18 protein-coding genes are annotated in these 23,663 nt (G+C 72.9%); 9 read left to right on the top strand and 9 right to left on the bottom strand.

The genetic code is table 11. The features are described from left to right. Positions 1–70: 70 nt before the first annotated feature. A complete protein-coding gene (locus HW130_RS03930) occupies positions 71–1,270 on the top strand; it encodes an NAD(P)/FAD-dependent oxidoreductase (protein ID WP_177147971.1) in 1,200 nt (399 codons plus the stop codon). A gap of 29 nt (positions 1,271–1,299) precedes the next feature. Further along, a complete protein-coding gene (locus HW130_RS03925; protein WP_177147970.1) occupies positions 1,300–2,256 on the top strand; it encodes a sigma-70 family RNA polymerase sigma factor in 957 nt (318 codons plus the stop codon). A 219-nt stretch (positions 2,257–2,475) separates the two neighbouring features. Here the strand turns inward: HW130_RS03925 and HW130_RS03920 are convergent, their stop codons facing one another. The 6 genes from HW130_RS03920 to HW130_RS03895 all read right to left on the bottom strand — a co-directional run bounded on the left by HW130_RS03920 (position 2,476) and on the right by HW130_RS03895 (position 10,877). Beyond that, entirely contained in the window at positions 2,476–5,940 is a 3,465-nt protein-coding gene (locus HW130_RS03920) for a phosphodiester glycosidase family protein (protein ID WP_309140314.1), read from the bottom strand. Positions 5,941–6,456: 516 nt separating this feature from the next. After that, positions 6,457–7,062 carry an LAETG motif-containing sortase-dependent surface protein gene (locus HW130_RS03915; protein WP_375256505.1) on the bottom strand — a complete coding sequence of 202 codons (606 nt, stop codon included), beginning with the start codon at positions 7,060–7,062 and terminating at the stop codon, positions 6,457–6,459. A gap of 116 nt (positions 7,063–7,178) precedes the next feature. Further along, on the bottom strand, positions 7,179–7,673 hold the full coding sequence (locus HW130_RS03910; RefSeq protein ID WP_177147968.1) for a DUF6328 family protein: 495 nt from the start codon (positions 7,671–7,673) through the stop codon (positions 7,179–7,181). An 88-nt stretch (positions 7,674–7,761) separates the two neighbouring features. Continuing rightward, positions 7,762–8,667, bottom strand: a complete 906-nt coding sequence (gene ligD / locus HW130_RS03905) for a non-homologous end-joining DNA ligase (RefSeq protein WP_177147967.1) — start codon at positions 8,665–8,667, stop codon at positions 7,762–7,764. Next, entirely contained in the window at positions 8,664–10,523 is a 1,860-nt protein-coding gene (locus HW130_RS03900) for a transketolase (protein ID WP_177147966.1), read from the bottom strand. Before HW130_RS03900 ends, ligD begins: the two co-directional genes overlap by 4 nt. Before the next feature lie 126 nt (positions 10,524–10,649). Beyond that, entirely contained in the window at positions 10,650–10,877 is a 228-nt protein-coding gene (locus tag HW130_RS03895) for a hypothetical protein (protein ID WP_177147965.1), read from the bottom strand. 205 nt (positions 10,878–11,082) lie between these two features. Here HW130_RS03895 and HW130_RS03890 point away from each other — a divergent pair, with 205 nt between their 5' ends. The 4 genes from HW130_RS03890 to HW130_RS03875 all read left to right on the top strand — a co-directional run bounded on the left by HW130_RS03890 (position 11,083) and on the right by HW130_RS03875 (position 16,913). Continuing rightward, positions 11,083–12,966 (top strand): methylmalonyl-CoA mutase family protein, encoded by a 1,884-nt coding sequence (locus HW130_RS03890; protein ID WP_177147964.1) that lies wholly within the window; start codon positions 11,083–11,085, stop codon positions 12,964–12,966. Next, a complete protein-coding gene (scpA, locus tag HW130_RS03885; RefSeq protein ID WP_177147963.1) occupies positions 12,966–15,170 on the top strand; it encodes a methylmalonyl-CoA mutase in 2,205 nt (734 codons plus the stop codon). Before HW130_RS03890 ends, scpA begins: the two co-directional genes overlap by 1 nt. A 4-nt stretch (positions 15,171–15,174) precedes the next feature. Further along, complete coding sequence (meaB, locus tag HW130_RS03880) at positions 15,175–16,164, top strand: methylmalonyl Co-A mutase-associated GTPase MeaB (RefSeq protein ID WP_177147962.1); 990 nt, start codon at positions 15,175–15,177, stop codon at positions 16,162–16,164. A 191-nt stretch (positions 16,165–16,355) separates the two neighbouring features. After that, the gene (locus HW130_RS03875; RefSeq protein WP_177147961.1) at positions 16,356–16,913 is read left to right on the top strand and encodes a type 1 glutamine amidotransferase domain-containing protein; all 558 of its coding nucleotides are present in this window, start codon (positions 16,356–16,358) and stop codon (positions 16,911–16,913) included. 56 nt (positions 16,914–16,969) lie between these two features. Here the strand turns inward: HW130_RS03875 and HW130_RS03870 are convergent, their stop codons facing one another. Continuing rightward, on the bottom strand, positions 16,970–17,212 hold the full coding sequence (locus tag HW130_RS03870; protein ID WP_177147960.1) for a DUF6158 family protein: 243 nt from the start codon (positions 17,210–17,212) through the stop codon (positions 16,970–16,972). A gap of 123 nt (positions 17,213–17,335) precedes the next feature. Here HW130_RS03870 and HW130_RS03865 point away from each other — a divergent pair, with 123 nt between their 5' ends. Together HW130_RS03865 and HW130_RS03860 are read left to right on the top strand one after the other, a co-directional pair. After that, positions 17,336–17,482: a hypothetical protein gene (locus HW130_RS03865; protein ID WP_177147959.1), complete on the top strand. Its 147-nt coding sequence runs from the start codon at positions 17,336–17,338 to the stop codon at positions 17,480–17,482. Further along, a complete protein-coding gene (locus HW130_RS03860; protein ID WP_177147958.1) occupies positions 17,479–18,183 on the top strand; it encodes an endonuclease in 705 nt (234 codons plus the stop codon). Before HW130_RS03865 ends, HW130_RS03860 begins: the two co-directional genes overlap by 4 nt. A 104-nt stretch (positions 18,184–18,287) precedes the next feature. On the opposite strand, the gene HW130_RS03855 is transcribed toward HW130_RS03860, so the two are convergent. Next, complete coding sequence (locus tag HW130_RS03855; RefSeq protein WP_177147957.1) at positions 18,288–18,611, bottom strand: plasmid stabilization protein; 324 nt, start codon at positions 18,609–18,611, stop codon at positions 18,288–18,290. 290 nt (positions 18,612–18,901) lie between these two features. Here HW130_RS03855 and HW130_RS03850 point away from each other — a divergent pair, with 290 nt between their 5' ends. Beyond that, positions 18,902–21,181 carry a PP2C family protein-serine/threonine phosphatase gene (locus HW130_RS03850; RefSeq protein ID WP_177147956.1) on the top strand — a complete coding sequence of 760 codons (2,280 nt, stop codon included), beginning with the start codon at positions 18,902–18,904 and terminating at the stop codon, positions 21,179–21,181. Positions 21,182–21,292: 111 nt separating this feature from the next. Here HW130_RS03850 and HW130_RS03845 read toward each other — a convergent pair. Continuing rightward, the coding region (locus HW130_RS03845) for an ATP-binding protein (protein WP_177147955.1) at positions 21,293–23,663 on the bottom strand (2,371 nt) is incomplete at its 5' end.

Below are 23,663 nucleotides of genomic sequence, written 5' to 3'. Positions count from 1 at the left end.
CCTGTCAGCAATCGGGGCGCTGTTCCGCTCAAGTCACCGGCAGCAGCAAGCGAACCGACAGGAGCATCACATGAAGCACCGCATCGTCGTCCTCGGCGCCGGCTACGCCGGGGCCTACGTGGCCGGGACCCTGGACCGCCGGCTGTCCCCGGCGGACATCGAGATCACCGTGGTCAACGCCGAGCCGGACTTCGTCCAGCGGCTGCGGCTGCACCAGCTCGCGGCCGGCCAGGAGATCGAGACTCCACAGCTCGCCGACGTCTTCGCGGGCACGGGGATACGGCTGCGCCTGGCCCGTGTCACCGCCGTCGACCCCGAGCGCCAGGTCGTCGCCGTGGCCGACGCCGACGGCGGCGGCGAGCTCGGCTACGACACGCTTCTCTACGCGCTCGGCAGCCACGTCGCCGACCACGGCGTCCCCGGGGTGGCCGAGCACGCCTTCGACGTCACCGGCCGGCCCTCCGCGCTGCGCCTGCGCGAGCGCCTGGACAGCCTGAGCAGGCGGGACGAAGGCGGGAGTGTGCTGGTCGTCGGCGACGGGTTGACCGGCATCGAAACCGCCACCGAGATCGCCGAGTCCCGGCCCGGCCTGTCGGTGACGCTGGTCGCCCGCGGCGAGTTGGGCGCCCAGCTCTCCGCAGGAGCCCGCAGCCACCTGCGCCAGGCCTGCGACCGGCTGGGCATCACCGCCTTGGAGCACACCAGCGTCGAAGCCGTCGAAGCGACGCGGGTGCTGTGCGCCGACGGCACCGCCCTGGCGTCCGACGCAACCGTGTGGACGGCCGGGTTCGCGGTCAGCCCGATCGCCGCCGCCGGCGGGCTGGAGGTCACCGAGAACGGTCGGATCGTCGTCGATCGCACCATGCGGTCGGTCTCGCACCCGAACGTCTATGCCGCCGGCGACAGCGCCTACGCCATCGGCGACAACGGCCGGCCGCTGCCGATGTCCTGCGCTTCGGCCGGCTACACCGGCATGCAGGCCACGGCCGCGATCGTGGGACGCCTGACCGGCCGCAAGGTCGCGAACACCAAGCTGGAGTACCTGGGCAACCACATCAGCCTCGGGCGGCGGGACGGGATCCTGCAGATGGTCGACGACGAAGCGCACGCAAGGCCGAAGTACGTGGGCGGCCGGAAGGCCGCGCGGATCAAGGCGGGCATCCTCAGGATGTCGCTGTGGGCCAGCTCCCACCCGACCTTCGGGCTGCCCAAGCGCAAGCACCGCCTGGCCGCCGCGCCGGACACGTCCGCCGAGAAGGCGGTCGCGTAGCCGCCTCGTAGCCGCCTAGGGTGATTCGCGTGGACAGCACCGCCACTGATCGCTTCGACACCAGTCGGTTCGAGGCCAGCCGGAACCGGCTGGCCTCGCTGGCGTACCGGCTGTTGGGCTCCGCCACCGACGCCGAGGACGCCGTACAGGACGCGTTCCTGCACTGGCAGGCCGCGGACCGGCAGCGGATCAAGGTGCCGGAAGCATGGCTGACCAAGGTCGTCACCAACCTGTGCCTCGACCGGCTCCGCTCGGCACAGGCCCGCCGCGAACGCACCGCCGGCGCCTGGCTGCCCGAACCGCTCCTCGACGGCGACCCGATGCTCGGCCCGGCCGACACTTTCGAGCAGCGCGAATCGGTCTCCCTCGCCGTGCTGACTCTCATGGAGCGCCTCTCCCCCCTCGAGCGGGCCGTCTACGTCCTGCGCGAAGCGTTCTCCTACAGCCACGCCGAGATCGCCGAGATCCTCGACATCACCGAGTCCGCGAGCCAGCAGCACCTTCACCGGGCCCGGCGCCGCATCACTGCCGCGGGCCACCGCGGCGGCGGCGAAGTCGACCCGGCATCCGCCCGCAGGATCGTCGAGGAATTCCTCGCCGCTGCCTCCTCGGGCCGCACCGAACGGCTGGTGGCGCTGCTCACCGACGACGCGACCGCGATCTCCGACGGCGCCGGCCTGAGAGAGAGGCTGCTGCAGTTCGACACTCCGCAGCGCATCGCCGCCGTCGCACGGGCCGGCTTCAGACCCACACCCGCGAAACGGCGACTTGCCGGCGGCACGCCCGCCATCCACTACGCGCCCGTCAACGGCGCCCCCGCCATCCTCTTCGTGATCGGCGACCAGGTCGTCGGCGCCGTGACGTTCGACATCACCGACGGCAAGATCGCAACCGTGCGCGGCATCGCCGCCCGCACCCGCCTCGTCCGCCTCACCGAAGCCTGGCGGCAGCACGAACCGGACACGCCGCTCATCGCCCAGTGGTGACCCGACGCCGGCCGCTGCCAGGCGCAGCACGCCGGTCACCGCCGAGGGGGCGAGCCGGCTGACGTGCTGTCACAACTGCCGGTTGTGCGGTGACTTGAGGCGGAGCCCTAGAAGACGGAGGAGCCACCCATGGCTGGGGCGGTCTCGACGGTGAACCCGCCCCCACCCCCTGCAGCCTGGGCCCGCCCGGGGCCCTGTCGGCCCCGGGCGGGCCGGGCGTCACGCCGCGTCGCGGTGGCGGGATTCCGCCGCGGTCGTCACCGTGACCGGGACCGTGTGCGTCACGCCGTTCACCGTCACCGCCAGCGTGACGCTGCCCTGGCGCAGCGCCGTGAGCCGGCCCGTCGACGGGTCGAACGACGCCGCGTGCCGGGGCCGGGCGTCCTGCGTGCGGCCGATGTGCAGGTTCGGCGAGCCGGACCAGTCCACGCTCATCGGCCACGCCGCCGGTACGCGGCGCGCGCCCTGCTGCACCGTCGCCCGCGCGTCGCCGCTCTCCCCGGGCTGCAGCACGGCGGGCGCGTCGAGCGTCACCGCGTCCGCGTGGGCCCGCGTCTGGACCGAGACCCAGTCGGGGCGCGGGCCCCACGGGGCGCGGCGGCCCGCAGCCTGGTCGGCTCGGGAGACCTCGTCGACACCGACGAGGGACCAGCCGGTGAAGCCGCCCTCGTCCACCGGACCGGCAGGGGCCTTTCCGGAGTTGCCGTTGACCAGGTAGGGAACGCCGTCGACGTGCGCGGCGTGGAAGACCCCGACGTGGCTGCCGATCAGTCCGGCCCCCTTGCCGGTCGTACGCCGGAACCGGGCGAGCCAGTCCTCGACCAGCGCGGCCTCCTTGCGATCGCCGAGCTGGCTGCCCTTCTGGACGGTCGGGTCCCGCGGCGGCACGTGCTCGATGACCATGACCGACCCGATGCCGGGGTCGGCGGCCGCGGCGTCGAGCTGGGCGCGCAGTGCCTTGATCTGGGCGAGGCCGCCGCCGCGCAGGCTCAGACTGGAGGTGTCGAGCGTGACGAAGCGCGTGCCGCGGTGGTCGAACACCCGGTGCGCGGGGCCGAATTCGGTCACGAAGTTGTCGATCCTCCCGCCCATCACCTCGTGGTTGCCCGGTACGTAGTACCAGGGCAGGGCGTCCCCGAGTTCCTCGGTCAGCACGCGGCGTGCGAAGGCGAGGTCGGCCGGGGAGCCCTCGTCCACGAGGTCGCCGTTGACGACGAGGAAGTCGGGACGGGCGGCCCTGATCTCCCTGAGCGTCCTGCGTGCCTGGCCGACGATGGGGCTGTCGGGGTCCCGGGCGACGAACTGCGCGTCCGACATGACGGCGAAGCGCCAGTCCCGTGCGCCGGTCACGGCCGCCGAGTCGACGAGAGGGTCGGCGACGCGCGGCGGGTCGGGCAGGTCCACGCCGGGCGGTACCTGGGCGTCGAGTCCGTCGATCACGATCCGGCCGGTGTACTGCCGGTTCGCGGCGGTCTCGGCGAGATAGAAGCGGTACACGGACAACGGCGTGGCGGCGCCGGGCGGCACGGCGAAGGTGACCTGCCGCCAGCCGGTCCAGGTGACGTAGGGGCCGCGCAGCAGCTGGTCGGACCCGGCGGCGTCCTTCACATGCAGGGTCGGCCATGCACCGTTGCCGTCGCCCTTGATCCAGAGCGTGAAGGTCTGCGGCTGCCCGGGGACGGCGATCGGCTGCGGCGGGGCGGCGTAGGCGGCGCGCGTCGCGGTCGACCGGGTGAAGTCGTAGCGGATCTCCAGTCCGGTTCCGCTGTGCCCGTCGGGCGTGGGGGCGAGGGAGCCGCCCGCACGGGCGTGGCTGAACTTCCATTGCGCGGCGTCGTCGAAGGAGCTGACGGCCTGCTCGGCGAGGCCGACGCTCACCGCGAGCACGGTGGTGACGCCGCCTGCGGTCGCGGTGATCCGCCCCGCGGCGTCGCCGCCCGTACGGGAACTGACGGTGAAGGAGCCGCTGCGCTCGGCGCGGACGGTGAACCGTTCGCGGTCGTAGTCGAGTCGGACGTCGTCCGGTTCGACGGGGGCGCTGTTGCCCTGGGCGTCGTACCCGACGATGCCGAACGTGCCGGTGGCGGAGGCGTCGGCGAGTCCGACACGCCGGACGGTCGGTTCGATGCGTGCCAGATCGTCGAGGACGGTCAGGCGGATGCTGCCGTGGATGCCCGCGCGTGCGGCGCGGATCTCGGTGTCGCCGCTGTCACGGGCGTGGAAGACGCCCTGGTCGTCGACGCGCCCGACGGACGCGTCGACCGAGAGCCAGTGGGGCGTGCCGGCGGCGGGTCCGTACGTCTCGTCGTACCCGGCGGCGGCGAGGCGGCGGGTCAGGCCGGGGAACACCCGCTCCGGGTGACCGCCCTTGACGGGGTCGGCGGTGGGAGCGCCGGCCGCGGGCATCGCGGTCTCCACCCAGTAGCCTCGCAGCTTTCCGCTGCCGTCGGGGGCGGTGAGGGCGAGTCCGTTGGGGACGTCGCGTTCGCTGCCGTCGGAGGGGCTGTTCTCCACCTGGAGGGCGTCGCTGCCGGGTTCGCGGGCGACGAGGGTGGAGGAGCCGCCGCCGTCGAGGTTGAGGGCGTTGTGCGCGCCGGCCTTCTTCATCATCAGGCCGAGTTCGGTGAGGGTGACGCCGCCGCTGTCGGCCTGCCGCCCGTCGACGGTGACGACGTGCATCGACCGGCCGTCCCGCGAGAACCCGACGGCGGTACGGGGCGCGGTGGCGTTGTTGCCCGCGCCGTCGTGGTTCTGGGGTACGCCGTCGACGACGAGGAGTTCGCGGCCTCCGACGGCCGTGCGCGGTACGGGTCCGCTGTCGGTGCGTGGCCGGTATGCCACCGACACCGGGTCGCCGGGCCGCAGCGCCGCGAGTACGGCGGCCCCTGCCTCGCGGCCGACGAGGACGGTGGTGTCGTCGGGGACGGGCCCGCTGCCGGGCCGGTCGTGCACAGCGACGACCTTGCCCTCGCGGACGACGGCCTCGGCGACGGGGGTCGCGGCGTCGACGGTGAGGGCCCGGTCCGCCTCGCCCCAGGCGGCGGTGTACGCGCCGATGCCGCCTGCCGGGACGTTGGCGGCGTTGTAGGCGCCGAGGGGGTGGGCGCCGCCGGGGACGGTCAGGGTGCCGTCGAAGTACAGCTGGAGGACCCGTCCCGCGCCCCCGGGCCCGATGCCGACGGCACGGTGCGCGCCCGGTGCGGGCGAGTGGGTGAGCTGCCCGTCGCGGATGCCGGCGCCCTGGGGCGCGCCGGTCTGGTTGATGTCGAAGAAGTCGGCGTTGATGGCGGCGACGGTGCGCCTGCCCGGGCCGGGGTCGTGCCGCGCGGCGAGATCGGAGACGCTGTTGCGGTCCGCGACCTTGCCGGAGGAGAGGTAGTCGGCCCGGACGTCGGCGCCGCCGAGGTCGACGGAGAGTTCGTCGACGCGCAGCCACTTGGCCGCCCCGAGCCGGTCGTAGGAGGTGAGTTCGACGCCGGGCGCGACCGGCCGCCGGCTGCGGGCGGTCTCGATGCCGTCCTCGTCGGCCACCGCGGCATGCGTTCCGCCGGGGTTGCTGGCGGGCGGCGGGGCGATGGGCCGCAGTATCTCGGCAGTCTCGCGGGGCGGCGGGTCAGGTGTCGGGTCGGCGGCGGCGGGGACGCTCGCCCCGGCCACCAGTGCGGACAGCGTCGCGAGGAGCACGACGGTGTGTCTTGCTCTGCCAAGGCCCACAACTTCTCCCGGAGTCAGGCTGGTTGAGCTCGTAGTAAGCGCTGTCGGCGCACAGCATCGCGGCGCGCGGGCGTGCGCACCAGAGTGTGCGGGCAACGCGCGGGAGAACGGTGGCTGTCGTGATCGTCGACGAGGCGGCGGAGCGGGCCTTCACCGGGGCGCCTTCGCCCCGACGGGCACGCCGACGGGTCGTCACCACGCGATGCGGCGCGAGGCGTTGCACCGGTTGGGGGTCGGTTGTCGCCCTGTCCGGAACAGCGCCGTGGCGGGCCGGTGGACGACGGCGAGGGAGTCGGCGCGGACGGTGGCCCGTCAACGCCGCCTGTTCATAGGTGAGTTCGCCCCGGGTGTGCGTCGACGGCGGGAGTGGTTACGCGAGCGAGGGCGGCGAGGCGCGCCCGTGGGGGCAGGCGGTCGTCCGTCCGGGGAAAGAGCGGGGGCTGCCGGGCCGTTGCCGGCCCGGCAGCCCCTGCGGGTCGCGGTGCGTCAGTCCTGGACGCCGCGGCGCCTGCGCGCCGCCCACGTGATGCCACCGCCGGCCGCGATGACCACGGCGGCCGCCGCCGCAATCAGCGGCGTCGAGCTCGACGAACCGGTCTCGGCCAGGCCGGGCGAGGAGGTGCTCGGCGCGGGCGCCGGCGTGGCGGGCGCCGAGGTGCTCGGCGTCTCACTGGGCGTGTCGCTCGGCGTCGGCGAAGGAGGCGTCGGGGTGGGGGTGGGGGTGGGGGACTCGTCCTCGCACACGGGCGCCGTCTTCGTCTCGTCGCGCCCGTACTGGTCGCCGTCGCTCGCCGTGATGACGAGGCGGACGGAGACTTCCTTGTCGTGCTCGGGGAGCTTCAGCGTCCTGCTGAAGTCGTTCGTGAACGTCTCGGTCGGCAGCAGGTCCTTGCCGTCGACCGTGACGGTCACCGTGTTCCGGGCGTTGTGGCCGTAGTTGGTCAGTTCGAGGCTGACCTCGTCGCAGGTCACCGACCACGTGGGGGTGTGGGCGACCGCGGGGGCGGCAGCGAGCCCGACCCCGAGCGCGCCGACCGCGGCGGCGGCTATGAGAGCCCCGGAACGCCACCGCGTTCTGCTGATTTCTGTCACTGTTCCTCCATGGGTGACACGCCTCCACTGCCGGCGTGTGGGCGCAGAGTACAGCCGGGGCACCGGAGAATCGCACGCGCCCGAAAACCCTGTGGAGGAAGACGGCTGAATTCGTGTCAGCCCTTGGGCCGTTCCTTCATGCGCGTCCAGACGGGCAGGACGAACCAGCACACGACGAACCAGACCACCATGCCGACGACGAGCCAGGCGGCGTGCGCGTCGTCGACCACGACACGCAGGATGAGCAGAAGCGCCGACGCCATCGTGCACAGCAGCAGCACCAGGCCCAGCATGGTCAGCCGGGACGCCCAGGCCACCGTCTGCGGCTTGAGACGCTTGCCGGTCAGCAGGCGGTGGAAGGAGACCGGCCCGACGAGGACCCCGGTGGTCGCGGCGCCCAGCAGGACGGTCACGGTGTAGATGATGCGGTCGGTGCTCGTGAGCTCCGTGAAGCGTGGCTGAAAGGCGACCGTGAGCAGGAAACCGAAGAGGATCTGTACGCCGGTCTGCGCGACGCGCAACTCCTGGAGCAGTTCGCCGAACCGGCGGTCCGCCCGCTCCTCCTCCGTCTCGTCACGGCCCCGCCGGCCGCCTCCGCTGGTCTCTTCCATCACGGGCTCCCTTCGGGTCGGGCGGTGTGCTCGCGCCTGCACAGCACCTGCCGGGCCGGGGTGACCGGCAAACCGCCCACGAAACGGATCAGCGGCGCAACGACGCAAGCCGGCGGCCGGCCGGGCCGAGTGACCTGCTGCCGTCCGCGGTCGCCTTCCACGGCTCGGCGCGCGCCTGGTCCGGCGCGTCGGCGATCGTCCAGCGCCGTGCGGTGAGTCCGGGGTCGTCCAGCTGGTCCCAGCCGATGGGCACGGCCACCGGGGCGCCGGGTTTCGCCCGCACCGAGAACGGGGCCACGGCGGTCTGCGCGTATCCGTTGCGCTGCACGTCCAGGTAGAGCCGGTCCCCCCGCGCCTGTTTGCGCACCGCGGTGGTGAGGTGCCGGGGGTCGCGGGCGGCGAGCGTCTCGGCCACCTCCTGCGCGAAGGCCCGGGTCTCGTCGAAGCCGGAGGTGCCGGACAGCGGAACGACGACATGCAGTCCGCGGGACCCGGTGGTCATCAGCCGGGCGGGCAGCCGCAGTTCGCCGAGCAGTTCCCCGAGCCCGCGGGCGGCCCTGCGCACCGCCTCGAAGTCGTCGCCGGGCGGATCGAGGTCGAAGACGAGCCGGTCGGGGTGGCCCGGCCGCTTCACCCGGGACTGCCAGCGGTGGAAGGTGACGCACGCCTGGTCGACGAGGTACATGAGTGTGGCGGTGGTGTCGCACACGGTGTGCACGACGGTGCCGCCCTCCTTCTCGACCTCCGCCCTGCCCACCCAGTCGGGGTAGTGCTCCGGGGTGTGCTTCTGCATGAACCGGGGGCCGCCGACACCGTCCGGATGCCGCTCCAGCATCAGCGGCCTGCCGCGCAGGTGGGGAAGCATGTACGGCGCGATGGCACGGTAGTAGGCGGCGAGATCCGCCTTGCTGATCCCGTCGTCGGGGAACAGCAGCTTGTCGGGGCGCTTGATCTCGACGCTGCGGCCGCCCGCCGCCACCCGGTGCGTGCTCATGGGCTCACCATCGCCTCCGCGACGAGCAGCCGCACGGCGGCGGCGATCGACTCGGCGTCGATGCCCGCCGCGTGCAACTGCTGGCGGGACGTGGCGGACGCGGGCACTCCGCGTACCCCGAGGCGTACGAGCCGGGGCGAGGGGCGCCCGTCGGCGAACGCCTCGGCCACCGCGTCGCCGAGACCGCCCTCGAGGTGGTGGTCCTCGACGGTGATCAGGCAGCCGGTGTCGTCGGCGGCCGTCTGCAGGGTCGCGGTGTCGACGGGCTTGACGCTGTACGCGTCCACGACTCGGACCGCGATCCCCTCCCGTTCGAGTGCGTGGGCGGCGGCCAGCGCCTCGTGCACGGTCACGCCGGCGGCGATGACGCAGGCTCGGTCGCGGCCGGAGGAGCGCAGCGTCTTGGAGCCGCCGACGGGGAACTCCTCGTCCCGGCCGTAGAGCACCGGCATGTCGGAGCGGCTGGTGCGCAGGTAGCTGATGTTCGGCAGGTCGGCCATGGCGGCGACGAGCCGGGCGGTCTGCGGGCCGTCGCAGGGATACAGCACGGTGCTGCCCGGCACCGCGCGGAACATGGCCAGGTCCTCGAGGCCCATCTGCGAGGGACCGTCCTCGCCGATGGCGACACCGGCGTGCGAGCCGACGAGGTTGATCGAGGCGCGGCTGACGGCGGCCATGCGGACGAAGTCGTGCGCGCGGGTGAGGAAGGCGGCGAAGGTGCAGGCGAAGGGAACGTAGCCGCGGGCGGCCATGCCGACGGCGGCGGCGACCAGTTGCTGTTCGGCGATGTAGCACTGGAAGTAGCGACCCGGGTGCTCCTTGGCGAACAGCTCGGTGCGGGTGGAGTCGCCGACCTCGGCGTCGAGGGCGACGACGTCGGTCCGCGCGGAGCCGAGGGCGGCGAGGGCCTGCCCGTAGGCGGTGCGGGTGGCGACCTGGTCACCGATCTCGTACACCGGCAGGGTCAGTCCGCCGCCGCGCCGGTGGAGAACACGCACCTCGGGCGGGCGCGCCACTTCGATCCGGGCGTCGCGGACGCCGCCGAGTTCCCTGATGGCCTCTTCCGCGTCCGGGAGCGGCTTGCCGTGCTTGCCCTCCTGGTCCTGCACGGCGGCCACCCCGTGTCCCTTGTGGGTCCGGGCGAGCACGGCGGTGGGGCGGCCGGTCGTGGCGGCCGCGTCGGTGAGCGCGGCGTCGATCGCCGCGACGTCGTGCCCGTCGATGCGCAGCGTGTGCCAGCCGAACGCCTCCAGCCTGCGGGCGTAGGCCTCGAGGTCCCAGCCGAACCGGGTGGGGCCCCGCTGCCCGAGCCGGTTGACGTCGACGATCAGGGTCAGGTTGTCGAGTTCCTCGTACGCCGCGTGCGCGACGGCCTCCCACACGGACCCCTCCGCCATCTCGCTGTCACCGGAGAGGACCCAGACCCGGTAGGGGATCTGGTCGAGCCTCTTTCCGGCGAGCGCCATGCCGACGCCGACCGGCAACCCCTGCCCGAGGGACCCGGTGGCCACGTCGACCCAGGGCAGGCGTGGTGTCGGATGCCCTTCGAGACGGCTGTCCCGTTTGCGGAAGGTCAGCAGCTCGTCCTCGTCGATCGCCCCGGCGGCCCGGAAGAGGGCGTACAGCAGGGGCGACGCATGGCCCTTGGAGAGCACGAGCCGGTCGTTGCCGGGATGCTCGGGCCGGGTGAAGTCGTAGCGCAGATGGCTCGCGAGGAGCACGGCGCCGATGTCGGCCGCGGACATGGAGGACGTGGGGTGTCCGGAGCCCGCGGCGTCGGCCGCGCGTACCGCGTCGACGCGCAACTGCTGTCCGAGTTCGGCCAGTTGTTCGGCTTGGGCTGATGAGACACGCATCTCTTCGCTCCTTGGGAGGGGGCCGCGGACGCGGACGTGGCGAGCGCTGTGCGGGTGCCCGCTGGTCCGGCGGTCAAACCGGTACCGGCTGGGGCACCCTTCCCCTGCGGGGGCGAAAAGGGCAGGTCACTCGTAGGTGCGGGGGTTCGGCCTGTCCTCGACGACCGGTGTCGAGGGGGGTACGACGACGCGGCGGCGCTTGGCGATGCTCGTGAAGGTGGCCACGCCGATGAAGCCGACGGCCATGAGGATCACGCCGATGACGTCGAGATTCGCGCCCTTGACCTCCCAGTCGGTGGCGAACGTGAGTATTGCCCCGGCGGCGATCAGGATGATGCACCCGCCCAGACCCATGTGACTCACCTCTTCCGTTCTTGCGTTGCGCGCGTCTTCTGTTCCGTTTCGCGCTGATTCACTGGTCCGATGCGGGTACCCGACCGCGGTACGGACATGCGCCGGATAGTTCACACTGTGCAAAGGATCAAGAGCGGACCGGAGAGGGCAAGGTCACAGCCTTCTCCCCTGCTGCACCTTTGCGCCGCTGTCCTAACATCCGAGCATGACGGTCCTCCCCGATGACGGGTTCTCACTGGCCGCCGAGTTCCCGGATGCCACCCATGAGCAGTGGCAGCACCTGGTCGAAGGCGTGCTGCGCAAGGCAGGCAAGGACGCCCAGGGCACGGCGGCCGAGGAAGCTCTGTCCACGGCCCTCGAGGACGGGATCACCACCCGTCCCCTGTACACGGCGGGCGGCGGTGCCGACGGCTCCGGTCTTCCCGGCTTCGCCCCCTTCACCCGGGGCGGCAGGCCCGAGGGCGGCGTGGTGTCCGGCTGGGACGTGCGCCAGCGCCACGACCCGCCCGACCCGGCGGTGGCCAACGAGGCGGTGCTCACCGACCTGGAGAACGGCGTCACCTCGCTGTGGCTGACCGTCGGCGCGTCCGGGCTGCCGGTCGACGCGCTGGGCGCGGCGCTGGACGGTGTGCTCCTCGATCTCGCTCCGGTCGTCATCGAGGCGGGCGAGGACTTCGAGGCCGCGGCCGAGGCGTTGCTGCGGCTGTACGAGGAGCGCGGCGTGGCCCCCGCGGCGGCGCTCGGCAACCTCGGCGCCGATCCGCTCGGTCTCGCCGCCCGCACCGGCCGGTACGACGGTCTCGACGCCCGGATGGCCGCGGCCGCCGCTCTCGCCGTCCGGTGCGACGCGTCGTACCCGGGCCTGCGTGCGGTGACCGTGGACGCCCTGCCGTACCACGAGGCCGGCGCGACGACTGCGCAGGAGCTGGGCTGCTCCCTGGCGACCGGTGTCGCGTGGCTGCGTGAGCTGACGGGCGCGGGGCTGGGCGTGGACGCAGCCTGCGGGCAGCTGGAGTTCCGGTACGCGGCCACCGCCGACCAGTTCCTGACGATCGCGAAGCTGCGGGCCGCGCGCAGGCTGTGGTCCCGTGTCGCCGAGGTGTGCGGCGGTGCCGACGGCGCCGGGGCGCAGCGCCAGCACGCGGTGACGTCGTCGGTGATGATGACGCGCCGCGATCCGTGGGTGAACATGCTGCGCACGACCGTGGCCTCGCTGGCCGCCGGTGCGGGCGGCGCCGACTCGGTGACCGTGCTCCCCTTCGACCACGCGCTGGGCCTGCCGGACGCGTTCGCACGCCGGATCGCGCGCAACACCTCCACCATCCTGCTGGAGGAGTCGCACCTGGGCCGGGTGATCGACCCGGCGGGCGGCTCCTGGTACGTGGAGCGGCTCACGGACGAGCTGGCACAGGCCGCGTGGGCGTGGTTCCAGGAGATCGAGCGTGCCGGCGGCCAGGCGGCCGCACTCCGCGGCGGCCTGGTCGGCGAGCGGATCGGCGCCGCGTGGGAGAGCCGCAGCCGCCGGCTCGCCACGCGCCGCGAACCGGTCACCGGGGTCAGCGAGTTCCCGCTGCTCGCCGAGGCGCCGGTGGAGCGCGACGCCGCTCCGGCGCGGCCGTCGGGCGGCCTGCCGGTGGTGCGCCGCGACGAGGCGTTCGAGGCACTGCGGGCCCGTTCGGACGCGCACCTGGCGGCCACGGGCGCGCGGCCGAAGGTGTTCCTCGCGGCCCTCGGGCCGGCTTCCGCGCACACCGCGCGGGCGGCGTTCGCCGCCAACCTGTTCCAGGCCGGCGGCATCGAGCCGGTCCACGAGCCGGTGAGCGTCGATGCGGGGTCGGCCGCGTCGGCGTTCACCAACAGCGGTGCGCAGGTGGCGTGCCTCTGCTCCAGCGACGCCGGGTACGCGGAGCAGGCCGGGCCGGTCGCCGAGGCCCTCAAGTCGGCGGGCGCGCGGCGGGTGTTCCTCGCCGGCCGCCCCGGTGAGCAGCGTGAGATGTACGAGAAGGCCGGGGTCGACGAGTTCGTCGTCGCGGGCGGTGACGCGGTCGCCGTCCTGACCTCGGTGCTCGACCGGATCGGAGTGGCGTGATGGGAATCCCGGATTTCGCGGGGATCGAGCTGGGGTCCGCCGTGGGCACGGCCGGTGCGGACCGGTGGCGTGCGGCCGTCGAGGCGGCCACCGGCAAGGACGCGGACGAGCTGGTGTGGGAGACGCCGGAGGGCATTGCGGTCAAGCCGCTGTACACGGACGGCGATCTGGAGGGTGTCGACTTCCTCGGCACGTATCCGGGCATCGCTCCGTTCCTGCGCGGTCCGTACCCGACGATGTACGTCAACCAGCCCTGGACGATCCGTCAGTACGCCGGTTTCTCCACGGCCGAGGAGTCGAACGCCTTCTACCGGCGCAATCTGGCCGCCGGGCAGAAGGGCCTGTCGGTGGCCTTCGACCTGCCGACGCACCGCGGTTACGACAGCGACCACCCGCGGGTGACCGGCGACGTCGGCATGGCGGGTGTGGCGATCGACTCGATCCTCGACATGCGGCAGCTGTTCGACGGCATCCCGCTGGACCGCATGAGCGTGTCGATGACGATGAACGGCGCGGTGCTGCCCGTGCTGGCGCTGTACATCGTGGCCGCCGAGGAGCAGGGCGTACCGCCCGAGAAGCTGGCCGGGACCATCCAGAACGACATCCTCAAGGAGTTCATGGTCCGCAACACCTACATCTACCCGCCGGCTCCCTCGATGCGGATCATCTCGGACATCTTCGCGTACACCTCGCAGAAGATGCCCCGCTACAACTCGATCTCCATCTCCGGCTACCACATCCAGGAGGCCGGGGCGACGGCCGACCTGGAGCTCGCGTACACGCTGGCCGACGGCCTGGAGTACCTGCGGGCCGGTATCGCGGCGGGACTGGACGTGGACTCGTTCGCGCCGCGGCTCTCGTTCTTCTGGGCGATCGGCATGAACTTCTTCATGGAGGTCGCCAAGCTGCGCGCGGCGCGCCTGCTGTGGGCGAAGCTGGTGAAGAAGTTCGACCCGAAGAGCCCCAAGTCGCTCTCGCTGCGTACGCATTCGCAGACGTCGGGCTGGTCGCTCACCGCTCAGGACGTGTTCAACAACGTCACGCGCACTTGCGTCGAGGCGATGGCCGCCACGCAGGGGCACACGCAGTCGCTCCACACCAACGCCCTGGACGAGGCGCTGGCCCTGCCGACCGACTTCTCCGCCCGCATCGCCCGCAACACCCAGCTCCTGCTCCAGCAGGAGTCGGGCACCTGCCGGGTCATCGACCCGTGGGGCGGCAGCGCGTACGTGGAGAAGCTCACCCATGATCTGGCGCGCCGGGCCTGGCAGCACATCGAGGAGGTCGAGGCGGCGGGCGGCATGGCGAAGGCCATCGACGCGGGCATCCCCAAGCTGCGGGTGGAGGAAGCGGCGGCGCGCACCCAGGCCCGGATCGACTCCGGCCGCCAGCCGGTGATCGGCGTCAACAAGTACCGGGTGGAGTCCGACGAGCAGATCGACGTCCTCAAGGTCGAGAACTCCCAGGTGCGGGCGCAGCAGGTGGAGAAGCTGCGCCGGCTGCGCGCCGAGCGTGACGAGGCGGCCTGCCAGGACGCGCTGCGCGCGCTGACGGCGGCCGCGGAGGCCGGGCCCGCGCAGGGCGGAGGCCTGGAGGGCAATCTGCTGGCGCTGGCCGTGGACGCGGCGCGCGCCAGGGCGAGCGTCGGGGAGATCTCCGACGCCCTGGAGAAGGTCTACGGCCGGCACTCGGGCCAGATCCGTACGATCTCGGGCGTGTACCGGAACGAGGCAGGCATGTCACCCGCGGTGGACCGCACCCGTGCCCTGGTGGACGCGTTCGAGGAGGCCGAGGGCCGCAGGCCGCGCATCCTGGTCGCCAAGATGGGGCAGGACGGTCACGACCGCGGCCAGAAGGTGATCGCGACCGCCTTCGCCGACCTCGGTTTCGACGTGGACGTCGGCCCGCTGTTCCAGACGCCGGCCGAGGTGGCCCGGCAGGCGGTCGAGGCGGACGTGCACATCGTGGGCGTCTCGTCGCTGGCCGCGGGGCATCTGACGCTGGTGCCCGCGCTCCGCGAGGAGCTGGCGGCCGAGGGCCGCGAGGACATCATGATCGTCGTCGGTGGTGTGATCCCGCCCCAGGACGTCCAGGCACTTCACGACGCGGGCGCCGCGGCGGTCTTCCCGCCGGGGACGGTGATCCCGGACGCGGCGAGGGACCTGGTGCACACGCTCGCGGGCTCCCTCGGCCACGAGTTGTAGGCCCATGCCGCCGAAGATCGACATCGACGCCTACGTCAAGGGCGTGCGGGGCGGGTCGCGGGCCTACGTCGCCCGCGCCGTCACGCTCGTCGAGTCCACGCGCGCCGACCACAAGGTGCTCGCGCAGCAGTTGCTCACCGAGCTGCTGCCGTACGCGGGCGCGGCCCGGCGGGTGGGCATCAGCGGTGTGCCCGGCGTCGGCAAGTCCACGTTCATCGACGCGCTCGGGTCGATGCTCACAGGCCTGGGCCACCGGGTCGCCGTCCTCGCGGTCGACCCGTCGTCCACGCGTACCGGCGGCTCCATCCTGGGCGACAAGACCCGGATGGAGCGGCTCGCGACGGATCCGGCCGCTTTCGTGCGGCCCTCCCCCAGCGCGGGCACGCTCGGCGGTGTGGCGAAGGCGACCCGCGAGACGATCATCGTGATGGAGGCCGCCGGGTACGACGTCGTACTGGTCGAGACGGTCGGTGTCGGCCAGTCCGAGACCGCGGTGGCGGACATGGTCGACTCGTTCCTGCTGCTGAGCCTCGCCCGGACCGGGGACCAGCTCCAGGGCATCAAGAAGGGCGTTCTGGAACTCGCCGATGTGATCGCCGTGAACAAGGCGGACGGCCCGCACGAGCGCGACGCCCGGTCCGCCGCCCGGGAACTGGCCGGCGCCTTGCGGCTCATGCATCCGGCCGACGCCGCGTGGACCCCTCCGGTGCTGTCGTGCAGCGCCCGCGAGGGCACCGGGCTCGACACGCTGTGGGAGCGGCTGGAGCAGCACCGGACGGTGCTGGAGTCGACGGGGCGGCTGGCGGCCAAACGGCGTGACCAGCAGATCGACTGGACCTGGGCCATGGTCCGCGACGCGCTGGCGGAGCGGCTGCACCGGCACCCGGCCGTACGGGAACTCGCGCCGGATGTCGAACGCCGGGTCCGGGAGGGCACGCTGACCGCGACGCTGGCGGCGGAACGCCTGCTCGAAGCGTTCGCACGGCCGCAGTAGGCCCGCGCGAGAGGCGAGCCGGGTGCGGTCCGCCGTCCGCACCCGGCCTCATCCCATCGGCCGCTCGACCGGACGGCCGGGTCCCCCGCTGTGTCCGCTCCAAACCTGCCGAGGGCGATGGTGTCGGCGCCGGGGGCTCCGGGTACCCGGCGGGGCGAAGCAGCGAGGGGACACAGCAAGGAGCGTTCATCATGCTGATCGCGTTTGTGACGGCCCACGAGGGCGTGGAGCAGATCGAACTCACCGACCCGTGGCAGGCGGCGAAGGACGCGGGCCACGAGCCCCGGCTGATCTCGACACGGCCGGGCCGGGTCCAGGCCTTCAACCATCTCGACAAGGCGGACACCTTCCCGGTGGACCAAGTGGTCTCCGAGGCGTCCGCGGACGACTACGGCGCCCTGGTGCTGCCGGGCGGGCTGGCCAACCCGGACGCCCTGCGCATGGACAAGAAGGCGGTGGCCTTCATCAAGTCCTTCTTCGATGCGGGCAAGCCGGTCGCCTCGATCTGCCACGGCCCGTGGACGCTGGTGGAGGCAGACGTCGTCCGCGGGCGCACCCTGACGTCCTGGCCCAGCCTGCGCACCGACATCCGCAACGCGGGCGGCGACTGGGTGGACGAGCAGGTGCAGGTCTGCCAGGCGGCGCCGAGCACTCTGATCACGAGCCGCAAGCCGGCAGATCTCAAGGCGTTCTGCGCGGCGTTCACGGCCGAGTTCGCGCGCAGCTCCGGCGTCGCCGCCGGCCGCTGATCGATGCGGCACCGGGGCCGGGCGCCGGCCCCGGTGCCGCGAGGCCCTGCCCTCGGTCAGCTGTGCCCGCGGGCGCGGGCGCCCTCGCGCGTGCGGCCCGGGGCGACCGGGCGCTCGGGGTGGCGGCGCAGGTACTCGGCCTCCAGCTCCTTCATGCGCGCGTCGTGCGCCGTGAACGCGGCCGCCGACCCGTACAGCAGCGTGTCGTGACGGCTGCGGTGGATGCTCTCCAGCTCGCGCAGCAGATCCTGCTCGTCCAGGCGTGCCGGGTCGATGCCCTGGCGCTCGGTCTCGTTCACGGCCGACCGTCCCTTCCGTTCGTCGCTGTGTCCCGCGCCGCCTCGGCGCGGGACGGCGTGTCGCCGCCCACCCAGCGGGTACCCGCTCGTGACGCGATATCCGGCCTCCGAGGGAGGAAGACCATGGAGCCGGCGATTCCCACCCCTCTCCCCGAGCGTCCCGGACCGCGGGGGAGCCTGCAGGTCGACACGGCCTGGACGGACGAGTCCGTCGGCGGCCGGCGCGACGCGCCGCTGCACCGGCCGTACGGGAACGGTGAGCGGACATGACCGCGCGGACCGCGTCCCCCGCGAAGCAGCGCGAGGTCCTGCGGGCGCTGCTCGACGAGCACGGCAGCACCTACGCCGAGGAGGCGGGCATCCGGCTGCGGGACACCCCGCAGCCGCTGTACCGGCTGCTCGTGCTCACCTGTCTGCTGAGCGCCCGCATCCGCAGCTCGGCCGCGGTCGCCTCCGCGCGGGAGCTCAGCGGTGCGGGCATGCGCAGCGCACGCGCCATGGCCGACGCGTCCTGGCAGGACAGGGTCGACGCCCTCGGCAGGGGCGGCTACCGGCGTTACGACGAGAGCACGGCGACGCAGCTGGGCAAGGCGGCTGAGCTGGTGCTCGACAAGTACGGCGGAGACCTGCGCCGCATGCGCGAGGCGGCCGGCAGGGACGCCGGGGAGCTGCGGAAGCTGTTGCGGGAGGTGCCCGGTCTCGGACCGGCCGGGGTCGAGATCTTCCTGCGCGAGGTGCAGGGCGTGTGGCCGGAGGCGGGTCCGCTGCTGGACGACAAGGCCCTGGACGGTGCCCGCAGGCTGGGCCTGCCCGCCGACGCGCAGACCCTTCTGAAGTCCGCCCGCGGCCTGAAGTCCGCGCCGAACAACGACCCGGTCCATCTCGCGGCGGCGCTCGTCCGGGCCGCGGTGGACACGGAGGTCGCCGATGCGGTGGCGGCGGGGGCCGGCGAGGCGGCGGCGAAGAGCTGAACGGCGCGCGGTCACCGACGGCTCCGGAACATGGTTCGGCCGACCGGGTGACGAGGGTGCGCCCGGCCGGCCGGACCGCTGGCAGGGACCGGACCGAAAGGCCGTCACTTGCCGAGGGAACGCTTCAGTTCGGCCTTGTTCATGGAGGAGCGGCCGTGCACGTTGCGACGCTGCGCCTCCGCGTACAGCTGGTCGTACGTGGGACCCTCGGAGCCCTTCCCCGAACGCTTCCCGCCGCGGCTCGAAGAGGACATGTCCTGCTTGGACGTCTTGCTCGCCGTACGGGACTCGCCCGAGCGGGCCCGTTCCTTGTTGACCGTCCGCGCCGCGATCTCCTTGGCGCGCTTGTCGCTCTCGCCGCGCTGCTCGGCGCTCTCCTTGATGTGCTCGTACTGCCGTTCCCTCTTGGGGCTGGAACCGCGGGGCATGTCTACTCCTTCGACCGGGACGGATCCGACCCGTCCACCGTGCGTCGCACCGGACGGTGCCGCAATCGCGCTGCCGAGCGCTGCGGCGATCGGGTACTGCGGGTACCCGCGCCCGCCGCCGACAATCCGGCGCCGGCGGTCCTTGCGGGGCGTGTCCGGCGGATCAGGGCCACGCCGGACACCCGCCGATGCGCACATGTGCCGCCGCTCCCCGCCGCGCGTAAACTCCACAGCGGGGCGGCGATCGTTCCCGGTCGCCCGCGCTGCCCGAGAGGGAGTGGTCGAGACACATGCCTGCGCACGGGCCCTTCGAAGGCGGCGGCGGGCAGAACCACACGCCGGCGGTCCTCCAGCGGCTCACCGCGGAGAACGCCGCGCTGCGGGACGACATCACCCGACGGCATCTGACCGACGTGGCCACCGGCATCCTCGCCGCACAGCTGCAGACCTCGCCGTCCGAGGCGGCGGAACATCTGGCGCGGCTGGCGCGGGCCGCCGCGTCGAGCCCGGAGGACATCGCCGCCGACATCGTCAACGGCGTGGCCGGGTCCCTCACCGTCTCCGCGCCTCCTGCCCCTGACCGCGAGCAGGGAAGCACCCTGTGGACCGACGCCCGCCGGCTGCGTCAGGTCACGGCCGCGGCGGAGGCCGAGGAGTCCGTCTCCAGGGGTGCCGCCACGCTGCTGGAGGGCGGCCTGCGTCCGCTCGGGGTGGAGGCGCTGTGGTTGTGGCGGCAGACGGAGTCCGGCTGCTTGGAGCTCATGGGGCATGCGGGGGCCGGCGCCCTGGAGGCGTCTCAGTGGCGGTGGATCCCGCCCGCCGCGCCGTTGCCCCTGCGCAGGGCGCTCACCGAGGGCGAGCCGGTCTGGCTGCCGTCCGGCCCTGCGGACGGGGACGTGCTGCCCGGCCCCTTCGCGCGGGCCGCACGGGCGGTCGTCCCGCTGCGCGTGCGCGGCTCCGCGGTGGGTCTTGCCCTGGCCGTCTGGCCGGACAGCACCGAGCTGGACGAGCAGGTGCGTGTCGCGCTGCCGGCGCTCGTCGAGGTCGCGGGCCGGCTGCTGGGGGCGGCGGCCGAGCCGCTCGCCGAACTGCCCGCGCTCGACGACCTGCTGGACTGTCTGGTCGGCCCCGCGATGACGCTGCACCGCGACCCGGGCGACTATGCCCTGACGGTCGAGCACGTGAACGCGCAGGCGGCCGAGGCCCTCGGCGGGGCCCACCGGGTGGCGGGCCGCCCGATCGAGGTGGCGTTCCCCCTGGTGCACAGGGACCTGTCGGCGATGGCCCGGCGCGCACAGTACGCGGGCTTCCTCCAGCGGGCGGCACGGCTGCCCGCCGAGCACCACGGCGACGAGTCCCCGGCTCCGCTCCTGGACGTGCGGGTCCTTCCGGCGGGCAGGGACCGCGCCGTCGTCCTGTGGCACACGGCGAGCGACCGCCGCACGGCGGTCGGCCGCGCGGTGGGGCGTCTGCAGGGCCTCGCGCTCTTCGAGGACGACCTGACGACGGGCCGGACGACGTGGACCGAGCAGACGTACGCGATCTTCGGCATGCCCCGGGACGCGGTGCCGGTCCCCCTTCCCGAACTGCGTTCCCGCGTGCATCCCGAGGACACGGACGATCTCGCGGAGCTGCTCACCGATGTGATGGAGCGCCGCAAGGGCGCGTCGGCCGTGGTCCGGGTGGTACGGCAGGACGGCGGTCCCCGTCATGTGCGGATCGCCGCCGAGCCGCTGCTGCGCGAGTCCACGCTCACCGGGATCACCGGCGTCTACCAGGACATCTCCGCCGAGTACCACACGGAGGTCGCGCTCACCGCGACGTTCGACCAGCTCAACGCGGTGCGCGCGCAGGCCGTTCTGCGGCACCGGCTGGTTCTCCAGCTGCAGCAGGCCATCGTGCCGGAGATCCCGCCGCCGGCCCTGCTGCCGGGGCTGAGCGCGGCGGCCCGCTACCGGCCTGCGGCGGCCGAGTACCGGGTCGGCGGTGACTGGTACGACATCCTGCCGCTGCCGGACGGGCAGGTGCTGGTGGCGGTCGGGGACGTCGCCGGACACGGGATCGACTCGGCCACGGGAATGGTGGCCCTGCGCAACGCCCTGCGGGGGCTTGCCTTCACGGGGCATCCGCCCGGCCGGCTCATGGACTGGCTCAACGAGGTGACGCTGCACGCGCCGGGGCACCCCACGGCCACGGCCGTGTGCGCGCTGTACGACCCGTCGGACCGCGTCCTGCACTGGGCGAGCGCAGGCCATCTGCCCCTCCTGCTGGTCCGCGAGGGCAGGGCCCGGCTGCTGGAGCCGCCGCACGACATCCTGCTGGGCGCCCTGCCGACGACCTCGTACGGCGAGAGGACGACCCGCCTGGTCCCCGGTGACACGTTGCTGCTGTTCACGGACGGTCTCATCGAGCGGCGCCACGACGGCCTGGACAAGGGGCTGGACGCCCTGCGCCTGACCGCGGAGGAGCTCGGTCCGTGCTCCGTCGAGGAGCAGGTGGACCGGCTCCTCCGCGAGGCCACCGGCGACACGGACGACGACACCAGCCTGATCGCCATCCGTCCCTCCTGACACCGGGCGGACCGTGGCGCCGCTCGGGCACCGCCTCCCGCTCCTGTCCGCGGCTCCTGCGCGTACACGTGGGCGCCCCGCACAGGATCGGTCCGTCGCGCCGCCCGGCGGTCAGGGGCTGTGTGTCTCTCCCAACAGGCCCCGGATCTTCGCCAGCAGCCGCAGGGCGTCCACGGGCTTGGCCACGTAGTCGTCGGCGCCGGCGGCGAGGGCGTCGGCCCGGTCGCCCGGCATGGCCTTGGCGGTGACGACGATGACCGGCACGTGCCCGGCACGCGGGAGGTCCCGCATGGCGGCCATGGTCGCGTATCCGTCCATGCCGGCCATCATCACGTCCATCATGACGAGCCCGATCTCGTCGTGCGTCCGCAGCAGTTCGATGCCGTCCCTGCCGTTGTCGGCCGCCAGCACGCTGATGCCCTCGCTCTCGAGGATCTCGGTGAGGGCGAACACATTGCGTCTGTCGTCGTCCACGACGAGGACGGTGTGGCCGGTGGCGGACGTGTCCCGGGCGGGCTCGTCCGTCTCCTGCGCAGCGATGCCGGTCTCCGACGCGTCAAGGACGCCGCCGCGCCCGTGGACCGGCAGGAAGAGGGTGAAGCAGCTGCCGCGTCCGGGGCTGCTGTCCACCTCGATCACACCGCCCAGCAGACTGGCGACCTCCCGGCTGATGGACAGGCCGAGGCCGGTGCCGCCGTAGTGGCGTGAGGTGGTGCCGTCGCCCTGCTGGAAGGCGCCGAACATGCTCTCCAGCCGGTCGGCGGGGATGCCGATGCCGGTGTCGCGGACGTGGAAGGCGACGACGGCTCCGGTCCCGCGCAGCGGGGCGGGCACCTCGTCGTCGGGGACGTTCGCGACGCGCAGTTCGACCCGGCCCCGCTCGGTGAACTTCAGGGCGTTGGACAGCAGGTTGCGCAGTACCTGGCGCAGCCGCGACTCGTCGGTGGTCAGGCGGTCGGGGGTGCCGGGCTCCGCGATCACCTCGAAGGCGAGGTCGTGCTCGCCGGCGACGGGACGGAACGTGGCCTCGACGTACTCCATGAGGTCGGAGAGGGCGAACGGGGCCGGGTGGACGGGCATCTTGCCCGCCTCGACCTTCGACAGGTCCAGGATGTCGTTGATGAGCTGGAGCAGGTCGGAGCCGGCCGAGTGGATGACCTGCGCGTAGTCGACCTGCTTCTCGGTCAGGTTGCCTTCGACGTTCTGCGCGAGGAGCTGGGCCAGGATGAGCAGGCTGTTGAGCGGGGTGCGCAGTTCGTGGCTCATGTTGGCGAGGAACTCGGACTTGTACATCGACGTCCGCGACAACTGCTGGGCTCGCGCCTCCAGTTCCTGTCGGGCCTGCTCGATCTCCAGGTTCTTGCGCTCGATGTCGCGGTTGCGGTCGGCCAGCAGAGCCGCCTTCTCCTTGAGCTCGGCGTTGGAACGCTGGAGCTCCTCCTGGCGTGCCGTCAGTTCCCTGGAACGGGTGCTGAGTTCGGCGGTGAGCCGCTGCGACTGCTCCAGGAGTTCGTCGGTGCGGCTGTTGGCGAGGAGGGTGCTGACATTGACGCCGACGGTCTCGATGAACTGGTCGAGGAAGTGGCGGTGGACGACGGTGAGCGGGCGGACGGCGGCGAGTTCGATGACCGCGAGCACCTGCTCCTCGAGGACGACGGGCAGCACGAGCAGATGGCTCGGGTCGGCGCTTCCGGTGCCGGTCGTGACGGTGGCGTAGCCGGGCGGCAGGTCGTGCACCTCGACGGGGCGGCGGCTGCGCGCGGCCTGGCCGACGAGGGACTGGCCGAAGCGGAAGCGGCGCGGCTGCTCCCCGGGGCCCTCGGGAGAGCCGTACGAGGCGATCATGACGAGCTCGGGCCCGTCGGCCCCCTCCTCGGCCAGGAAGAATCCGCCGTACTGGGCGCGGACCAGCGGCGGGACCTCCTCCATGATGCGTTCGGCGACGACGTAGAGGTTGCGGGTGCCCTGCATCAGGCCGGACATCCTGGCGAGGTTGCTCTTGAGCCAGTCCTGCTCCTCGTTGGCGCGGATGGTGGCGCGCAGGGACTCCACCATCGCGTTGATGTTGTCCTTGAGGTCGCCGACCTCGCCCGGGGCCTCGACGGTGATGGAGCGGGTGAGGTCGCCCTCGGCGACGGCGCTGGTGACCTCGGCGATGGCGCGTACCTGACGGGTCAGGTTGCCGGCGAGTTCGTTGACGTTCTGGGTGAGCCGTTTCCAGGTGCCGGAGACGCCCTCCACCTCCGCCTGGCCGCCGAGCCGGCCTTCGCTGCCGACCTCGCGGGCCACGCGGGTGACCTCCGCCGCGAACGAGGACAGCTGATCGACCATCGTGTTGATGGTGGTCTTCAGCTCCAGGATCTCGCCGCGCGCGTCGACGTCGATCTTGCGGGTGAGGTCGCCGCGGGCGACGGCCGTGGTGACCTGGGCGATGTTGCGCACCTGGTTGGTGAGGTTGTTCGCCATGGAGTTGACGTTGTCG

This window comes from Streptomyces sp. PKU-EA00015, assembly GCF_013387495.1.
GTDB lineage: Bacteria > Actinomycetota > Actinomycetes > Streptomycetales > Streptomycetaceae > Streptomyces.
The sequence above is the reverse complement of the archived record's forward strand: the minus strand, read 5'-3'. Positions and strand labels throughout refer to the sequence as shown.